At 40.8% G+C, this 16,639-nt stretch carries 18 protein-coding genes; 4 read left to right on the top strand and 14 right to left on the bottom strand.

Features of this window, described 5'->3' with window-relative positions; all coding sequences use genetic code 11:
• Window positions 1-26: 26 nt before the first annotated feature.
• From R8N23_RS17150 to R8N23_RS17160, 3 genes are read right to left on the bottom strand one after another with little or no spacing between them, the layout of a single operon-like run.
• The gene (locus R8N23_RS17150; RefSeq protein WP_318172838.1) at window positions 27-476 is read right to left on the bottom strand and encodes a GNAT family N-acetyltransferase; all 450 of its coding nucleotides are present in this window, start codon (window positions 474-476) and stop codon (window positions 27-29) included.
• Window positions 473-2,056: a M1 family metallopeptidase gene (locus R8N23_RS17155; protein WP_318172839.1), complete on the bottom strand. Its 1,584-nt coding sequence runs from the start codon at window positions 2,054-2,056 to the stop codon at window positions 473-475. Before R8N23_RS17155 ends, R8N23_RS17150 begins: the two co-directional genes overlap by 4 nt.
• Before the next feature lie 57 nt (window positions 2,057-2,113).
• Window positions 2,114-3,277, bottom strand: a complete 1,164-nt coding sequence (locus R8N23_RS17160; RefSeq protein WP_318172840.1) for a J domain-containing protein — start codon at window positions 3,275-3,277, stop codon at window positions 2,114-2,116.
• Between the two features lie 73 nt (window positions 3,278-3,350).
• On the opposite strand from R8N23_RS17160, the gene R8N23_RS17165 reads away from it, so the two are divergent.
• The gene (locus R8N23_RS17165) at window positions 3,351-5,003 is read left to right on the top strand and encodes a VRR-NUC domain-containing protein (RefSeq protein ID WP_318172841.1); all 1,653 of its coding nucleotides are present in this window, start codon (window positions 3,351-3,353) and stop codon (window positions 5,001-5,003) included.
• On the opposite strand, the gene R8N23_RS17170 is transcribed toward R8N23_RS17165, so the two are convergent.
• A complete protein-coding gene (locus tag R8N23_RS17170) occupies window positions 5,000-5,542 on the bottom strand; it encodes a DUF1697 domain-containing protein (protein WP_318172842.1) in 543 nt (180 codons plus the stop codon). The genes R8N23_RS17165 and R8N23_RS17170 overlap by 4 nt on opposite strands.
• A gap of 104 nt (window positions 5,543-5,646) precedes the next feature.
• Between R8N23_RS17170 and R8N23_RS17175 the strand changes: the two genes are divergently transcribed.
• A complete protein-coding gene (locus R8N23_RS17175; RefSeq protein WP_318172843.1) occupies window positions 5,647-6,177 on the top strand; it encodes a DinB family protein in 531 nt (176 codons plus the stop codon).
• Window positions 6,178-6,213: 36 nt separating this feature from the next.
• On the opposite strand, the gene R8N23_RS17180 is transcribed toward R8N23_RS17175, so the two are convergent.
• On the bottom strand, window positions 6,214-6,696 hold the full coding sequence (locus tag R8N23_RS17180; protein ID WP_318172844.1) for a DUF962 domain-containing protein: 483 nt from the start codon (window positions 6,694-6,696) through the stop codon (window positions 6,214-6,216).
• Between the two features lie 112 nt (window positions 6,697-6,808).
• Here R8N23_RS17180 and lysS point away from each other — a divergent pair, with 112 nt between their 5' ends.
• Both lysS and R8N23_RS17190 read left to right on the top strand, forming a co-directional pair.
• Entirely contained in the window at window positions 6,809-8,548 is a 1,740-nt protein-coding gene (gene lysS, locus R8N23_RS17185; protein WP_318172845.1) for a lysine--tRNA ligase, read from the top strand.
• A 162-nt stretch (window positions 8,549-8,710) separates the two neighbouring features.
• Window positions 8,711-9,718 carry a lipase/acyltransferase domain-containing protein gene (locus R8N23_RS17190; protein WP_318172846.1) on the top strand — a complete coding sequence of 336 codons (1,008 nt, stop codon included), beginning with the start codon at window positions 8,711-8,713 and terminating at the stop codon, window positions 9,716-9,718.
• Between the two features lie 200 nt (window positions 9,719-9,918).
• Here the strand turns inward: R8N23_RS17190 and R8N23_RS17195 are convergent, their stop codons facing one another.
• The 9 genes from R8N23_RS17195 to ykgO all read right to left on the bottom strand — a co-directional run bounded on the left by R8N23_RS17195 (window position 9,919) and on the right by ykgO (window position 16,581).
• Complete coding sequence (locus tag R8N23_RS17195; protein WP_318172847.1) at window positions 9,919-10,629, bottom strand: membrane or secreted protein; 711 nt, start codon at window positions 10,627-10,629, stop codon at window positions 9,919-9,921.
• 280 nt (window positions 10,630-10,909) lie between these two features.
• Entirely contained in the window at window positions 10,910-12,190 is a 1,281-nt protein-coding gene (gene eno, locus R8N23_RS17200; protein WP_318172848.1) for a phosphopyruvate hydratase, read from the bottom strand.
• Window positions 12,187-13,299 carry a glutamine-hydrolyzing carbamoyl-phosphate synthase small subunit gene (gene carA, locus R8N23_RS17205; RefSeq protein WP_318172849.1) on the bottom strand — a complete coding sequence of 371 codons (1,113 nt, stop codon included), beginning with the start codon at window positions 13,297-13,299 and terminating at the stop codon, window positions 12,187-12,189. The genes eno and carA overlap by 4 nt, the downstream gene beginning before the upstream one ends.
• Before the next feature lie 118 nt (window positions 13,300-13,417).
• Window positions 13,418-14,026, bottom strand: a complete 609-nt coding sequence (gene rplQ, locus R8N23_RS17210) for a 50S ribosomal protein L17 (RefSeq protein ID WP_318172850.1) — start codon at window positions 14,024-14,026, stop codon at window positions 13,418-13,420.
• Window positions 14,027-14,028: 2 nt separating this feature from the next.
• Entirely contained in the window at window positions 14,029-15,018 is a 990-nt protein-coding gene (locus R8N23_RS17215; RefSeq protein WP_318172851.1) for a DNA-directed RNA polymerase subunit alpha, read from the bottom strand.
• A 35-nt stretch (window positions 15,019-15,053) separates the two neighbouring features.
• Window positions 15,054-15,659: a 30S ribosomal protein S4 gene (gene rpsD / locus R8N23_RS17220; protein ID WP_318172852.1), complete on the bottom strand. Its 606-nt coding sequence runs from the start codon at window positions 15,657-15,659 to the stop codon at window positions 15,054-15,056.
• 23 nt (window positions 15,660-15,682) lie between these two features.
• Complete coding sequence (gene rpsK, locus R8N23_RS17225) at window positions 15,683-16,075, bottom strand: 30S ribosomal protein S11 (RefSeq protein WP_084373637.1); 393 nt, start codon at window positions 16,073-16,075, stop codon at window positions 15,683-15,685.
• Window positions 16,076-16,084: 9 nt separating this feature from the next.
• Complete coding sequence (gene rpsM, locus R8N23_RS17230) at window positions 16,085-16,462, bottom strand: 30S ribosomal protein S13 (protein WP_084373636.1); 378 nt, start codon at window positions 16,460-16,462, stop codon at window positions 16,085-16,087.
• A gap of 2 nt (window positions 16,463-16,464) precedes the next feature.
• Window positions 16,465-16,581, bottom strand: coding sequence for a type B 50S ribosomal protein L36 (gene ykgO, locus R8N23_RS17235; RefSeq protein WP_073122828.1), 117 nt, complete (start codon window positions 16,579-16,581; stop codon window positions 16,465-16,467).
• Window positions 16,582-16,639: the final 58 nt, after the last annotated feature.

Consider the following 16,639-nt stretch of genomic DNA (forward strand, 5'->3'; position numbering starts at 1 on the left):
GAATGATGCAAAAGGCATCTCATGTCTCATTTTAATTGTTTCTTAAGCAGGATTCGGTTTTCAGAAGATTCGACTCGTGGCTCTACCTCAATGATTTCAAAACCAGATTTCAAGGCGAAATGAAGCATATTCTTATGACGATTTCGAGTTTTCAAAATCACAGAATCAAAGCCTTCTTCAATCGCATACTGCTCTTGAAAGTCTGCCAGTACTTTAGCCACTCCCATTTTTCTAAACTTTGGGAGCACACCTCCCATCCAAGTATAAAAAGAGGAATTACCTAACTTATCATAACCCACCTTGAATCCAGCCAACTCACCCTCCACTTGCGCAATCGCAATAAGGTGTTTTTTACTTTTCAGTCTATCTTCGTAAACCTCTTTATCGTGCGGATTGTCAAACTCAGGAATTTCATTGCTGAGTCTCACTACCTCCTCGATAGAACCTTTCCGAACGATTACCCTATTCACGCTCATTTTTTCTTAAAACTTCCGAGGATGATATTGAATGGGTCAACTTTCACCTCTTTAATTTCATCACACACCCATTCAATCGTTTGACTTTTCTCTCTGAGTGTCACACGTTTATTTTCCTGATTTCCATTTTGATAGTCTATCTGAATATCAAAATCCAATTGATAAACGTATTCCGTTTGCTGTTCAAAATGGATCAACAATTCCCCTTTTTTATAGCTCCAACTATATCGGATATCAGGTGCTCCTGGGGTATAAAACCACTGCTGAAAAAATTTATTTAAGTCCGAATCTGAAATTGAATTCGCTATCGAAATAAAATCCTTTGTACTCGCCAAGTCGTATTTGTACTGCTCGTAAAATGCCAGCACGATTTTTTGAAACGTTTCTTCTCCTACCTGATAGCGGAGCATTCTCAACATCCAGCCTGCCTTATCGTAAGTCATGGGATTCATCAGTTTGTTCAAGTTGGATTGAGGTTGTTGAACGATCATTTGATGAGGGTTCTTTCTTTGATATTTCAATACTTTTTTCTCCTCTTCCTCCAGCTTGGCCAAAAGACTGTCCATACCCAATGCTACCTCCACCCAATAATTTTCAAAAAAGGTGGCAAAGCCCTCACTGATCCAAAGATCTGCCCAATCAGTCTCAGTCACAGCATCACCAAACCACTGATGAGCAATTTCATGAGCTATCGTTTTATTAATTTTTTGTTTGCCTGTCAAAGACATCTCTGGGTAAAAGATATTTCCCGCATTCTCCATCCCACCAAATCTAGTGCTCGATTCTACTTGATCGCATTTTGAAAAAGGGTACTCACCCATATAGTCTATCAGCATTTCGTAAATGGCCGGTACCTCAGAAAAATCATGTAGCGCCAACCGTTTCGATTTTCCATATACCCAAGCTGTTATTACCCCTTCATCATCTAGAGGTCGGGTTATAAATGGGGCCACTCCAATTACCATCACCTTAGCAGAAATCGGTTTGCTCATCTTCCAAATAGTTTCTTTCCAATCTGAATTTAGAAGTCGCTCGTTTTGCAAGTCTCCATTTGACACCACCTTATACTTGGCCGGCGCAGTTACTCTAAACTCGCAAGTAGCTTTTTCTGATGGATGATCGATGACCGGCAGCCAATGATGTGCACGATCCGGCCAATGTTCAGCGAAAAAAGTACGCTCACCATATTTGTTTTGAGAAATGACCAAACCATCCGAAGGAATACCTTGATAGGTCACAATCAATTCAGCCGATCCACCAATCTCAACGGCATTTGGAGTAGACACTTTTAAAACATCTGATTGATGCAGGTAATCAACTTCCTTCCCATCAAATGAAAGTTCATTTATTTCCATTCCGGTGTTGGCAAAATCCAATACCGTGTAGTCAGGCACAACATTAGGATAGTTAATGGACACAATAGCGATGGCTCTTACCACATCACTTGTGTCATTCAAAACAACATCAAACCGATAGTTTTGTATATCGAATACTGCCGTCTCTGGCCTTTGAGCAAACGAAAAACTACTCAAAAGAAGCAGGTAAATTAAAATCAATAGACGGTGATGAAATGAGTACATGAATTTTGGTTTTAACCAAAAGTAAGACTAAATAAGAATTGAAAATAAAAGATTTGACTAACGGTCGTATGAGTCTACGTCGAGTCTAAAATTGGGATCAATTGCTTTGGCTTCAGCTATAACTCGCCTCGCTGCAGACGATCTGCCCATGGCTTGTAAAGCCTGTCCTTCAATCCGATATTGCCACAAACTATCGTCCCAAATTTCTTTGGTCCAAGAGACTGCATCCACAGCTTGCTGATATTGACTCAAATCCAAGTGAGTCTGGGCCACTTTCATATAGATGTCGTAGTGTGACGCCGGAACCATACTCGCATTGATCACAATGGGGTAGGCACTACCAATCGTCACCTCGTATTCGGAAGACGCCAAGTCCGCTCCAATTTGATAATAGTTTAAGGCCATTTCCAGATCTTTCATACCATCCTCATAAAGCATTCCCATCTCCAGGTAAAAACTGGTCGTTCGGTACCCATACAAATGCATCATCTGAAACATCTCTAAAGCTTTACCGATTTCACCCATTCCTTGATAAGCCGCAGCCATTTTTTTGAGATAAGAAATGGTGTTGCTTACAGAATAGTCTTTGAGCAAGTCATAGTGATTGATAGCTTCCTCATATTCGCCTGCGGATAAAAAATCATCACCCTTGTCTTTGATCTCTTTCAACAAACCGTCCTTAAAATCCTTCATATCTTGTTCCTCATACCAAAAGGACCCCATGCCGCTGATCAATTGAAGGCTTTGTTCCAAATCTCCCCTATTATGAATAGATTTCACTTTGTTGAATACCGTCCTTCTTCCAGCCAACAACTCTTCCTTCTGACGCTCCTCATACTGCTTGTTGAGATACATTCCAGTAGTAATGATCAACGCTACTGAAAACGCAAATAGAAAGGCATAGGCCGTCGCCTTCCAGTTACTCATTTGGGGAGTGTAATACCTTTCTCTTCTTTGAGGAGGATAGGTCCTTCTGTAAATTGGATTAGCAATCCCGTGAGTAGATGCTCCATACTTCAACATCATATCATGCTTGGATCTCTTGTATGGATTGGAAAGCACCTGATGAGCCTCGTTCACTTGTTTAAACAACTCTTCCATGTTCTTATCTCCTGCGTGCTTGTCCGGATGGTAGCTCAATGCTTTCGATTTGAATGCGGCCTTGATCTCTGCGTCAGTCGCATTAGAAGAAACACCCAAGATGTGATAGTAATTTATCATTTCAGAGATTTGCGTGTCAAATAAAACGTAGGAAAACAAAAAAAGGTACTACTTGCTTCTATTTTTGCCAGACATGGCTAATAATGACAAAATTATACTGCCCGAAAAGTACTACCTGGACAATTTTAAATACGTCCTCAATTTTGTCATAGACAAGTATGAACCGCTGCTTTCGGACGCTGAAATAGCGTTTATCACCAACTTCACAACACTATCAGAAGATGGCCAGTGTCTATATGTAAGAGTTAGCAATAGAAAAGGGCAGTTTTTCAGAAAAGAAAAATTGATTTATCCCGAAATCATTAATCTAGACGACGCCCACGAAGAACTGTTGGATCGTAATTTTCTAGTTAGTAAACCTTCGCTTGAGGTCGACGAATGCTTTCAACTCATCAACATTTATAACAAGCCTGAAATTATTCAGATCGTTAAGCCGCTGGATGTTGAGGTCAATAAGAAACTAAAAAAGGATGAGCTGATCTTGAATTTGCTTGAGAGCTGTGACACTGAAATGCTGCAACAATCCTTCTACACCGATTCTATTATTACCCAGGGCGCTCGTGAGGAGTTGGATATGGTGAAGTTATTTTTCTTTGGACACAACAACGGGGACATGTCGGACTTTGTTATACGGGATGTCGGCCATGCCAAGTTTATGGAAATAGACGAGTCTAAATTGGGGACTTCATTTGACTCCAGAGAAGAAGCAGAAGCCGTTAGGCAACTATCTCAACTAAATAAAGAGTTTTATTTGTTGGAAGATGCGGTTTCACCTTTAGATGTGTATGAATGGTTTACAGCGATTGAAATCGGCTATTTCCTGAATATGGATAAAGCCAAACAACGAGCTGACAAGTTACTGCACAAAGTGGGCTACCACCTTGAGAAACACAAATATTTCGATGAAGCTTTAGAGTTATATCATCTTTCATCTGCCTCTCCGCTAAGAGAACGAAGGATACGGATCTACAACAAGCAAAAAGATTTTGATAAATCTTTGGCTCAGGCCAAACAAATACTGGAAGACCCAAACGACAACAAAGAGTATTACATCGCCCAGGATGTACTCAACAAACTTGACAAGAAACTTAAGACGACCACGCTTAGACAAAAAGAAGGTATTACTATTCCAGTTGACGCCAGCTATCAAAATCGTGTGGAGCAGGGTGCATTGGTCCATTTCGAAACCGAAGGCTACCAAGGTTATCACTCTGAAAATTCTATATGTAGAAATGTGTTCGGACTGTTCTTTTGGGAGGAAATCTTCGACCCAAAATACAACAGCCTGCATCAGCCGTTGCAGCGAAATCCGTCAGACATCTATGACAAAGATTTTTACAAAAAACGTAAAAAAGCTATAGCTAACAAGCTTCAAAACACAAAATCAAAGAAACAACTTTCAAAAATACTAGAGACAAGTGCTCAATTGCGCTATGGTATTTCCAATCCTTTTGTACATTGGGAGAAAAGCATGATAGAAGCGATGTGGCAGTTCTTGGCTTTTGCCAAACTGAAACAAATCAAATCTCTTTTGGCCGAAATGGCCATCGACCCTAAAAACCGATCTACCGGTTTTCCTGATTTATTTGTTTGGAAAGAAAAGGAATATTCCTTTTTTGAAGTCAAATCTCCCAATGATAATTTGTCCGAGAAACAATTGTTTTGGCTAGAACATTTTCAAGAATGGGGTATTCCAGCAGAAATTGCGCTGGTGGAATGGACTTAAACATCCAGCATTTCCATAAGCTTGGTCGTAGTTTTCCAATTTCTCGAAGTGCCTTTTACTTTTAATTTCCGCTCTATGGTATTGTGGTCAAGCTTGGACTTGCCTGCGCCATTCACATAAAACAAATACAAATTTAAGCCTACTTTTGTAAACTCCTCTGGCCCTGAATGAAAGTCCTCTAATACTTTAATATTCTCTTCACTGGGCTCTTCAGCAAGAATGGTTACATAAAGCTTGGTGATCTCTTCATTGCAATCATTTATGAATGGATTATTACTAAAAGTCTCTGTCCATTCTTCTTTAGAACGAACAATAACAGGCACATCAAAGCCAAAAGTATCTTCGATGTTATTGTGGATTTGACTTTCCAAGTTTTTCTGGTCGGTCTCAGAAGATTCAAATACAATATTGCCGCTCTGGATATAGGTTTGGATATTTTCATACCCAAGTTTATCCAGAGAAGACCTTAACGCATCCATCTTGATCAATTTCTGTCCACTTACATTGATTCCCCTTAAAAGGGCTACATATTTCGTCATAAATTCAATTCTAAAAAAGGTTAAGCAAAAGCTAACTCTTATTACGAACAATCGTTCATAGTAGCTGAACTAAAAATGTTTTCAATCAAACCAAATTTAAACTTATGAAAAAGTTAATCTATCTCTTCATCCTTGCACCATTTTTGGCCCAAGCTCAGGAGACACCCAAGCCCACTACTTATCAGGAAGAATTTGCTGGCGGAATGAACTACAGTCTGGATCAAATTGTAAAACTGATCGACGTGTTTCCACAAGACAAAATGACCTGGAGACCAGGCGAAGGCGTGCGCAGTGTATCTGAAACCATCTTGCACATTGCCGGATCTACGTATATGCTATCCAGCGCATTGGGTACTCCAATGCCAGAGGGTATCGACCCGCAGGGCATCGAAAAAGCGACAACGGATAAAGTTGAAATTTTAAAGTACGTAAATGATGCCTATGCTTTTTCATCTGATGCCGTGGCCAGCGTAAGCGATGAGCAAATGGATGAAATGGTGGAGTTGCCCTTTGGCACTTTCTCCAAAAGGGCACTGATCATGATTATTGCCACACATAGCTACGAGCACAAAGGCCAGTTGATTGCCTATGCCAGAGTGAATGACATTACCCCTCCATGGAGTGGCGCTGAATAACGAAATTTACGAACGGTTTAATGATCAGGGATTGCTTTAATAGGGCAATCCTATTTTTTTGTAAATGAAATGCATCAGCCAGGCAGGACCAATCAAAAGAAATTGCACATCCTTTAGAAATGAAGGCTTCTTCCCTTCTACGTTATGACCATAAAACTGTCCGACCCAGGCAATAACAAACACAGCAATACTTATTTGCCATACTGGAGCTATACCCAGTTGCTCAACAAACAAAGTCAAATACAAAAAGCCCATGACGGCAACAGCCATTCCTACAAATAGCGAAAAAGACAAAGTGAAATAATACATCAAAACGGCCATCAGCGCGATAGTTGCCCAATTCAAAAAAGGACTATGTGTTTTTGAAAAAATTACCACCAGCCAGTCATTTGGAATAGACCAAAACAGACCGACAATACTCCAAAAAATAGCTGGCACACATATCCAGTGGATTAATTTGTTGGTTGGATTTTGGTGACTCTCACCGTACTCCGAAAGAAGCTGATCAATTTTTCTCATGACAATGTTGTTTTTCTTATCAATGATAACGATTTCTGAATAAACATCCCATCCCAATCCTTCACCAATCGTCTATTTTACTTTAATTTTGCGGCTTCTAAAAAATTACAAAATGATTCTAAGCGAACAGGAAATTAACAGACGTCAGATCAGAGAAAAATTGATCGAATCTGGCATTGACCCTTATCCATCTGACACTTTCGAAGTGAACGTGACTACTAAAGACATTCACGAAAACTACGAAAAACGAAAGACGGACTATAAGGCCATTTCTATCGCTGGACGATTAATGACCAGAAGAATCATGGGGTCCGCTTCATTCGCTGAAATTCAGGACTCCACGGGTAGAATTCAAATCTACCTTAGAAGAGATGATATCTGTCCAGATGAGGATAAAGCACTTTACAATACTGTGTTCAAAAAGATGATGGATATTGGTGACATCATTGGCATCAAAGGATATGTATTTACTACCGAAGTAGGTGAGATTTCTATCCATGTGACAGAATTGAAATTGTTGACCAAATCTTTGAAGCCACTTCCAATCGTGAAGGAAGCTAAGGACGAAGAAGGCAACATGAAAACGTATGATGCTTTCACCGATCCAGAATTGAGATACCGACAGCGCTACGTGGATTTGATCGTGAATCCAGAAGTTCGTGACACTTTCGTAAAACGTACACAGCTGGTTAACTCCATGAGAAATTTCCTAGCTGAGAAAGGCTACTTAGAAGTAGAGACTCCGATTCTCCAGCCTTTATATGGCGGTGCAGCGGCACGTCCGTTCAAAACGCACCACAATACGCTCGACATGACTTTGTATTTGCGTATTGCCAACGAATTGTATTTGAAACGATTGATCGTGGGTGGCTACGATGGTGTTTTTGAGTTCTCCAAAGACTTTAGAAACGAAGGCATGTCTCGATTCCACAATCCAGAATTCACGCAAGTGGAGCTCTACGTAGCCTACAAGGACTACGAATGGATGATGGACTTGACAGAGGCAATGGTTGAAAAAGTAGCCATGGACCTGCACGGCACTACAGAAGTCCAAGTAGGAGAAAACATGATCAATTTCCAAAGACCTTGGAAACGATATACGATGTTTGAAGCCATCGAACACTTCACCGGCATCGACATCTCCGAAATGGGAGAAGATGAATTGAGAGAAACGGCTAAAAAACTAGACGTACCTACAGATGAGTCTATGGGTAAAGCCAAATTGATCGACGAAATTTTCGGAGAGAAATGCGAAGGTCAGCTGATCCAGCCAACTTTCATTACAGACTACCCAGTGGAAATGTCACCACTTGCTAAGAAGCACAAGAGCAAACCAGGATTGGTAGAGCGATTTGAGGCGGTTGCTAATGGTAAAGAAATTTGCAATGCTTTCTCCGAGCTTAACGATCCGATCGATCAAAGAAAGCGATTTGAAGAGCAACTAGAGCTAGGCAAACGTGGAGACGACGAAGCTATGGTACTTGACGAAGACTTCTTGAGAGCGCTAGAATACGGAATGCCTCCAACGGCAGGATTGGGAGTAGGGATTGATCGTCTGACGATGATGATGACTAACTCTAACTCCATCCAGGATGTACTGTTCTTTCCTCAGATGAAGCCTGAGAAGAAAATCGAAGCATTAACTTCTGGACAGTACGAAGAACTGGGTGTTGCTAAAGAGCTAATCCCTATCCTTCAGAAACTGGGTATGGTGACTAAGGAACAGTTCGCTGACGCGAAGGACAGTAAGCTATTTAACGATGTATGCGGTACGCGTAAGAAGTTGAAACTGAAAGAAGTGAAGAATCCATCATTGGAAGATGTGCAAGCGTGGATTGAGAAAGCTAGTTAATTAACAGAGGCCAACAATATTTAAAAGCCAGCACAACTTGTGACTGGCTTTTTTATTGGCCTTTTCTTACCTCCTTAACCCTAATAAATTTTATTTTAGCCATATCGACTAGATGGCCTTCATCTTCGTTATCATTCAAAATTAAAGTTCGCAGGCATATCCATGCTAAAAAATATATTCTCTAGGAAACGTAGGACATTAGTCATCGGCATTCATGGTCTGAGCAACAAGCCACCCAAGAAGTTGTTGACACACTGGTGGCGAAGATCTATCGAAGAGGGGCTTTCCAAAATCGAAGGAAGCCCCACCAAATTCGACTTCAAGATGATGTACTGGGCGGACCTACTCTACCCTACTCCCTTGAGCTTAAATGCCAAAGATCCTGATGACCCTTTGCATATCGACGAACCCTACATTTCCGAAAAACAATTGAAGGTAAAAGCCAAAAGAGGCCTTATCCAAATATTTAAAAATTTGATTCAGTACATCAAAGAAATTGTTTTTTTGAGCAAAATAGGATTGAATAAATTTAGAAAGCCTTTTAACGCCATTGTTAAAATTGGATTCAAAGATTTGGACACCTATTACAATGAAGAGATTCCGAAAAATGAACAGATGTTTGAGGACTATTTCAGAAATAAAGTAAGAAGTCGATTCATCAAATTACTCCTAAAAAATAAAAGAAAGGATATCCTAATAGTCGCTCATTCCATGGGATCCATTATCACCTATGATGTCCTGCTATCTCTTAAGCATCGAGTTAAGGTGAAATATTTTATAGCGTTAGGTTCTCCCATGGGCCTGCCGCTGATTCGAGAAAATATCATGAAGGATCATCATCTTCCATTCGATGAAGACGAAGAAGCTTTTCCTCCTACGCCAGAAGGTGTGGACAATTGGTACAGCTTCTGCGACAAAGAAGACAACATCGGTGCTCACTACAATTTGGCCGACTACTATGTAGAAAATGTGAGAGGCGTAAAGCCAATTGGTAAATTCGTAGAAAACAACTACAAAGAATGGGTCACAGACAATGCCCATAAGTCGTTTGGCTACTTGAGATGCATTGAAATGGCTGAAGTAGTCAATGAATTTCTATTAGGTGGACGTTCTTCATTACTGGCCAAAGGCAAACAGTTCTTTAAGCGAATGGGACGGGAGCAGGGGTGATTTCCTCTTCACTTCGAACGCATGTGAGAAGTCCCCATCAGCCTACGCTGCCGCAGGGGATATCTCCCTTCGGTCGATATGACGTAGTACTCTGCCTTTGTTGGAGTTGTCTCCAACAAACTGTCGATGCGATTCGGTAGCTGCAGTGGCTTGTTGGTCACAAGGCCAACAAGGGCATAAAATGGAGGAAAGACTTGAGTCTATTCCCTGACGCTCCATATTTCATAGATTGGATCTCCTTTACTCGACAAACCTGAATGATGCCAATTGTCATCGATCAACTCATAATTAAACTTCAGACTAATTCCCGCTTTGGAGTCGTCTTTTGAAAAGAACTCGATGTTTTCGGTGTACTCATTGTTAGTAGTCGTATATGTACCACCACCACAGCCGATAAACTCTTTGGTCTCTGTATTGTAGGCAATCCATTGAAACCGTGTGCCTGACAATATCTTCATAGTTTTCCTTGGTCTACTGGTATCTCGCAGTTGTGTTTCACCGTTTCTTATCCGCCCAGACATCAGCCAGGCTCCTTTCAATTTCCCGGGTTCTCCACTATCTATCCGACGCCATTTTCTATCCATGCCAATTATCCCCAATTCGTTATCAGAAATGTTCACTTCAAAGCTCACCTCTCCACCAACTTTTGCAGCATTCTCCGAATGAAACTCCACTTTTTCGGTCATGATATCTCCATCCAACTTCCACGTACCTCCGTTCGTATTTACAAACTTTCCGGTAGCCACTTGATAGGTAGTAGCTACTTGATAACCATCAGCAAAGACCACTACGTTCCTTAACTCCTCTCCATTTTCCGCAGTATAAAAAGCTTCCCACGCCCCAATTAGACTTTGCGCCTGAGTTTCCAATAACAGGAAAGTACATACTAGTATTAATAATGTATTTTTCATGGTTTTGAGTTCATATGACTGCATCAATTACTCCCAGAAAGTTAGCTTATTTACTTGAAATCTTGAATAAACCATCCATATAGGCCTGTCTTTCTTAAGCCTTAGATGTTTTGTTAGTCACAAGACTAACAAGTACGGAAAATACTGGAATATATTAGGCATTCAGTAGATATGCTGATCCAGCAAGAACAAAAAAACCGCAAGGATAAGCCTCTGCGGTTTTTGATGTTTTTCCAAACGGATTACTCGGACATTCGCCGAGTAATGGCAGTTGAAGATATTATTTAGCCTGTGGGAAACGTGCAGTTTCGCCTAGCTCTTCTTCGATTCTCAACAACTGGTTGTACTTCGCCATTCTGTCCGAACGAGACAAAGAACCAGTTTTGATCTGACCAGCGTTAGTCGCTACAGCGATGTCTGCGATAGTCGAATCTTCAGTCTCTCCTGATCTGTGAGAGATCACAGCAGTGAAGCCTGCTTTGTGCGCCAATTCGATAGCATCCAAAGTCTCAGACAAAGTTCCGATTTGGTTTACTTTGATCAAGATAGAGTTAGCAGACTTTTCGTTGATTCCTCTTTGTAAGAACTTCACGTTAGTCACGAAAAGATCATCTCCTACTAGCTGACACTTGTCACCGATTTTCTCAGTCAACAATGCCCAGGTAGACCAGTCCTCTTCAGCACAACCATCCTCGATAGAATCAATAGGGTATTTATCCACCAACTCAGCCAAGTAAGCTACTTGCTCTTCAGCATTTCTCTTCTTACCGTTAGGTCCTTCGAATTTAGAGTAGTCGTACTTACCGTCAACAAAGAACTCAGAAGACGCACAGTCCAAAGCAATAGTGATGTCTTTGCCAGGCTCATATCCTGCAGCTTTCACCGCGCTCAATACGCTCTCCAAAGCTTCTTCCGTACCGCCTGTGAAAGCAGGAGCAAATCCTCCTTCGTCACCTACTGCAGTACTCAAACCTTTGTCGTGCAAAATTTTCTTCAATGCGTGGAATGTCTCCGCTCCCATTCTCATAGCCTCAGAGAAAGTCTCTGCGCCAACTGGGCGAATCATAAACTCCTGGAATGCGATCGTCGCATCAGAGTGAGATCCACCGTTGATGATGTTCATCATAGGCACTGGCAACGTGTGTGCGTTAGTACCACCAATGTATCTGAAAAGTGGCAAGCCAAGCTCTTCAGCAGCCGCTCTTGCTACCGCTAGAGAAACGCCTAAGATCGCATTAGCGCCAAGCTTAGATTTAGTCTCAGTACCGTCCAAGTTGATCATCAACTGATCGATGTACTTTTGATCGAATACAGACAAACCGATCAATTCTTCTTGAATGATATCGTTTACGTTGTCTACAGCTTTCAACACACCTTTACCTAGGTATTTGCCTTTGTCGCCGTCTCTTAATTCTACCGCTTCGTTTACACCAGTAGAAGCTCCTGATGGAACCGCCGCTCTGCCCAATACGCCACTTTCAGTAACTACATCTACTTCGATGGTTGGGTTTCCTCTTGAATCAAGTATTTGTCTAGCAAATACACTTTCTATCAAACTCATTTTTTCTTGTGTTTATTAATTAATTGAATGAAGTCGTCGAACAAGTATCTAGAATCGTGTGGTCCCGGAGAAGCCTCTGGGTGATGCTGTACCGAAAATACAGGCTTACCTTTCACACGAATACCAGCTACTGTGTTATCATTCAAGTTAATGTGTGTCAATTCTAAATTATCAGACTGCTCTACAGAATCTCTGTCTACAGCAAATCCGTGGTTTTGTGAAGTCACTTCACTTCTCCCTGTAATTAAATTTTTTACTGGATGATTTAATCCCCTATGGCCGTGATGCATTTTGAAAGTAGTTGCACCGCTAGCTAAGGCAATCACCTGGTGTCCCAAGCAGATTCCAAATAGTGGCTTATCTTCTTCCATGATTTTCTTAGCTGTCTCAATAGCATAACCCATCTCTGCCGGATCGCCAGGACCATTAGATAAGAAATAACCATCTGGATTGTACGCTTTCAATTCTTCAAACGGAGTTTCCGCCGGAAATACCTTACACTGTACGCCTCTATCTGTCAAATTGGTAAGGATGGATTTCTTTACCCCAATATCCAATACAGCAACTTTCAATTCGGCATTCTCATCACCTAACAAGTATGGTTCTTTGGTTGTCACTTTTGTCGCCAACTCCAAATGATTCATACTAGGCACATTCTCTAGTTCAGCCTGCAGCTTCTCTACCTCAGCGATATCAGAAGAGATAATTGCATTCATAGCGCCTTGACTACGAATACTCTTTACCACCTTTCGTGTATCCAAATCAGCAATTCCAACAATGTTGTGCTTTTTTAAATATTCATCCAGAGAATTATCCGCCTCAAATCGGCTATGCATTTCTGAGAAGTCATTGATGACCAATCCTTTAATTTTTGGTCCATCAGATTCTTGTTCTCTATCTACTGCCCCGTAGTTACCAATGTGAGAATTGGTGTTTACTACAATCTGTCCATAGTAAGAAGGGTCTGTATAGACCTCTTGATAGCCAGTCATCCCTGTGTTAAAACAGATCTCTCCACCGCTTGTACCTTCGCTGCCAATCGATGTACCTTCAAACCATTGGCCGTCCGCCAGTAACAAATAAGCTTTTTTCTTTTCCTGTATTTTCATATTTCGTTTGGTGCAAACTCTGGGCTAAAATCAGCGCAAATTTTATGATTTTTTAGACATAAAAAAAGCCATCCCGAAACTAATCGAGATGGCTTATATTTTAATGGAACAATATCACTTATTCCTTATCTTCTTTCTTTTCAGAATCTTCAGCAGACTCTTCCTTAGCATCCGCTTCTGGAGCTTCAGGAGCAGCTTCAGCTTTCACTTCTTCAGGTGCTTCAGCAGCTGGTGCTTCTTCCACCTTAGCATCTTCTACAACCGCTTCAGTAGCTTCTACAGCAGGAGCAGCTTTCTCCGCAGATCCTTTACCTCTTCTACTTCTTCTTGTTTTAGCTTTAGCTGGTGCCGCATCTTTCAACATCAATTCGTTGTAATCAACCAACTCCATGATGCACATTTCAGCGTTGTCACCTAATCTAGCACCTGTTTTCAAGATTCTAGTATATCCTCCCGGTCTGTTAGCTACTTTTTCCGCTACTTCACCGAAAAGGGTAGTTACAGATTCTTTGTTTTGCAAGTAAGAGAAAGCTACTCTTCGAGAGTGTGTTGAATCGTCCTTTGCTCTAGTGATCAAAGGCTCAACATATTTTCTCAAAGCTTTTGCTTTAGCTACAGTAGTAGTAATTCTTTTATGCAAAATCAAAGAAGAAGCCATATTGGACAACATTGCATTTCTGTGCGATGCTGTTCTGCTCAAATGATTAAATTTCTTCCCGTGTCTCATTTTTACTCTTCGTCTAATTTATACTTTGACAAATCCATGCCAAAAGTAAGGTTCTTGTCTGCTACCAATTGCTCCAACTCAGCCAAAGACTTCTTACCGAAGTTTCTAAACTTCATCATGTCCGAAATCTCTAATCTTACCAAATCTCCTAGTGATCTCACGTCAGCAGCTTTCAAACAGTTGTAAGCTCTTACAGAAAGATCTAGATCGTTAAGATTAGTCTTAAGCAATTTTCTCATGTGTAGTAATTCCTCATCTACAGCTTCTGGCTCGCCCGCATCGTGCGTATCGAGGATCATCGTCTGATCTGAGAATAACATAAAGTGCTGTATCAAAATGTTAGCTGCACCTTTCAAAGCATTCTCTGGGTGGATAGATCCGTCTGTTTCTATGTCCAATATCAATTGCTCATAGTCAGTCTTTTGCTCTACCCTTGTGTTCTCAACAGAATATTTTACATTCTTGATTGGAGTAAAGATCGCATCGATCGGAATAAATCCGAAAATTTGCTCAGCTGGTTTGTTGTCCTCAGCAGTCACATAACCTCTACCTTTCTCAATAGTCAATTCTATCTCGAATTTCACTTTTTCGTCCAAGTGAGCAATCACGTGATCTGGGTTCAATACTTCAAATGCTGAAGTAGCTCCTCCGATATCACTACCCTTGAATTCTTTTTGTCCTGATACGCTAACAACAATTTTGCTTTCAGCCACATCAGCAATCTTTTTGAATCTCACCATTTTGAGGTTCAAAATGATTTCTGACAAATCTTCTACAATACCTTCCATTGTAGAAAACTCATGCAATACTCCAGGAACTTTGATACCAGTGATGGCATATCCCTCTAGTGAAGACAATAAAATTCTTCTCAATGCATTACCTACGGTAACACCGTAGCCTTGCTCTAGTGGTTTGAAAGTAAATAAGCCATGAAAGTCATCAGCCTTCTCCATCACCACCTTTTCAGGCATTTGAAATGCTAGTATTGACATAGTTAATTCTTTAATATAAAATTTATGGAAATTTATTATTTAGAGTACAATTCAACGATCAATTGCTCTTTGACAGTTTCAGGAATCTCTTCCCTAGTTGGCAACACAGCTAATTTACCCGTCAATTGGCTAGAATCCCATTCCAACCATGGATATTTGCTTACTACTCCTCTTGACAAACTTTCAGTAATCGACTGAAGTGATTTTGACTTCTCTCTCACAGCAACCAAATCTCCAACTTTCAATGAAAACGAAGGGATGTTTACCAACTCTCCGTTGACCAATACGTGCTTATGTAGGACAAGTTGTCTAGCCGCACTTCTTGTAGGAGCAAGTCCTAGTCTGAATACTACGTTATCCAATCTTGACTCCAATAGCTGAAGTAATACTTCACCAGTAATACCACCTTTCTTAGAAGCTTTTTCGAACAAGTTAGAGAATTGCTTTTCTAGCAATCCGTAAGTGTACTTTGCTTTTTGCTTCTCAGCAAGCTGGATGGCATATTCAGAAGGCTTTCTTCTTCTACCACGGCCATGCTGTCCCGGAGGATACGCCTTTTTTTGCAAAGTCTTGTCTGGGCCGAAGATAGGGTCGTTAAACCTTCTAGCTATTTTCGTCTTGGGTCCGGTATATCTTGCCATTTTATATTAATTCTATAATATTATTAAACTCTTCTTCTCTTAGGTGGTCGACATCCGTTGTGAGGAAGTGGAGTAACATCTTTGATCATTGTTACTTCGATACCTACATTTTGGATGGTTCTAATGGCAGACTCTCTACCCGCACCTGGTCCTTTTACAAAGACCTCTACTTTTCTCAAGCCCTGATCATATGCGGCTTGCGCACAATCCTGAGCTGCTACCTGAGCTGCATATGGCGTGTTCTTTTTAGAACCTTTGAATCCCATTTTACCTGCAGATGCCCAAGACACTACCTGACCAGTCAAGTTGGTCATAGATATAATTATATTGTTAAACGAAGCTTTGATGTGTGCCTGGCCTATCGGCTCAACCACTACTACTCTTTTTCTTCCTTTATCTTTTCTTTTTTGTGCCATCGTCAATTATTATTTAGTAGCCTTCTTTTTGTTGGCAACAGTCTTTCTCTTTCCTTTTCTAGTTCTAGCGTTGTTTTTAGTATGCTGACCTCTTACTGGAAGACCTTTTCTATGTCTCAACCCACGGTAACATCCAATGTCTAACAATCGCTTGATGTTCAATTGAACTTCAGACTTTAGTACACCTTCTACTTTGAAGTTTTCACTGATAAGCGTTCTTACTGCACCCGCTTCTTCATCACTCCAATCATCAACTTTCTTGCTCCAGTCTATGCCTGCTTCAGACAAAATCTTTTGTGCCGAACTACGACCCAAACCAAAAATATAGGTAAGAGAAATCTCACCTCTTTTGTTTCCTGGAATATCTACTCCTGCAATTCTAGCCATAATTATCCTTGTCTTTGCTTGAACCTAGGGTTCTTCTTGTTGATTACGTAAACTTTACCGTTTCGGCGGATGACTTTGCAGTCTGCGCTTCTCTTTTTTACGGATGCTTTAACTTTCATTTTTCTACTATTTAAACCTACACATTCCTCCTTGAGTATCTACTCAGTCAGAACATAT

Origin of the sequence: Reichenbachiella sp. (assembly GCF_033344935.1) — a bacterium.
Classification (GTDB): domain Bacteria; phylum Bacteroidota; class Bacteroidia; order Cytophagales; family Cyclobacteriaceae; genus Reichenbachiella.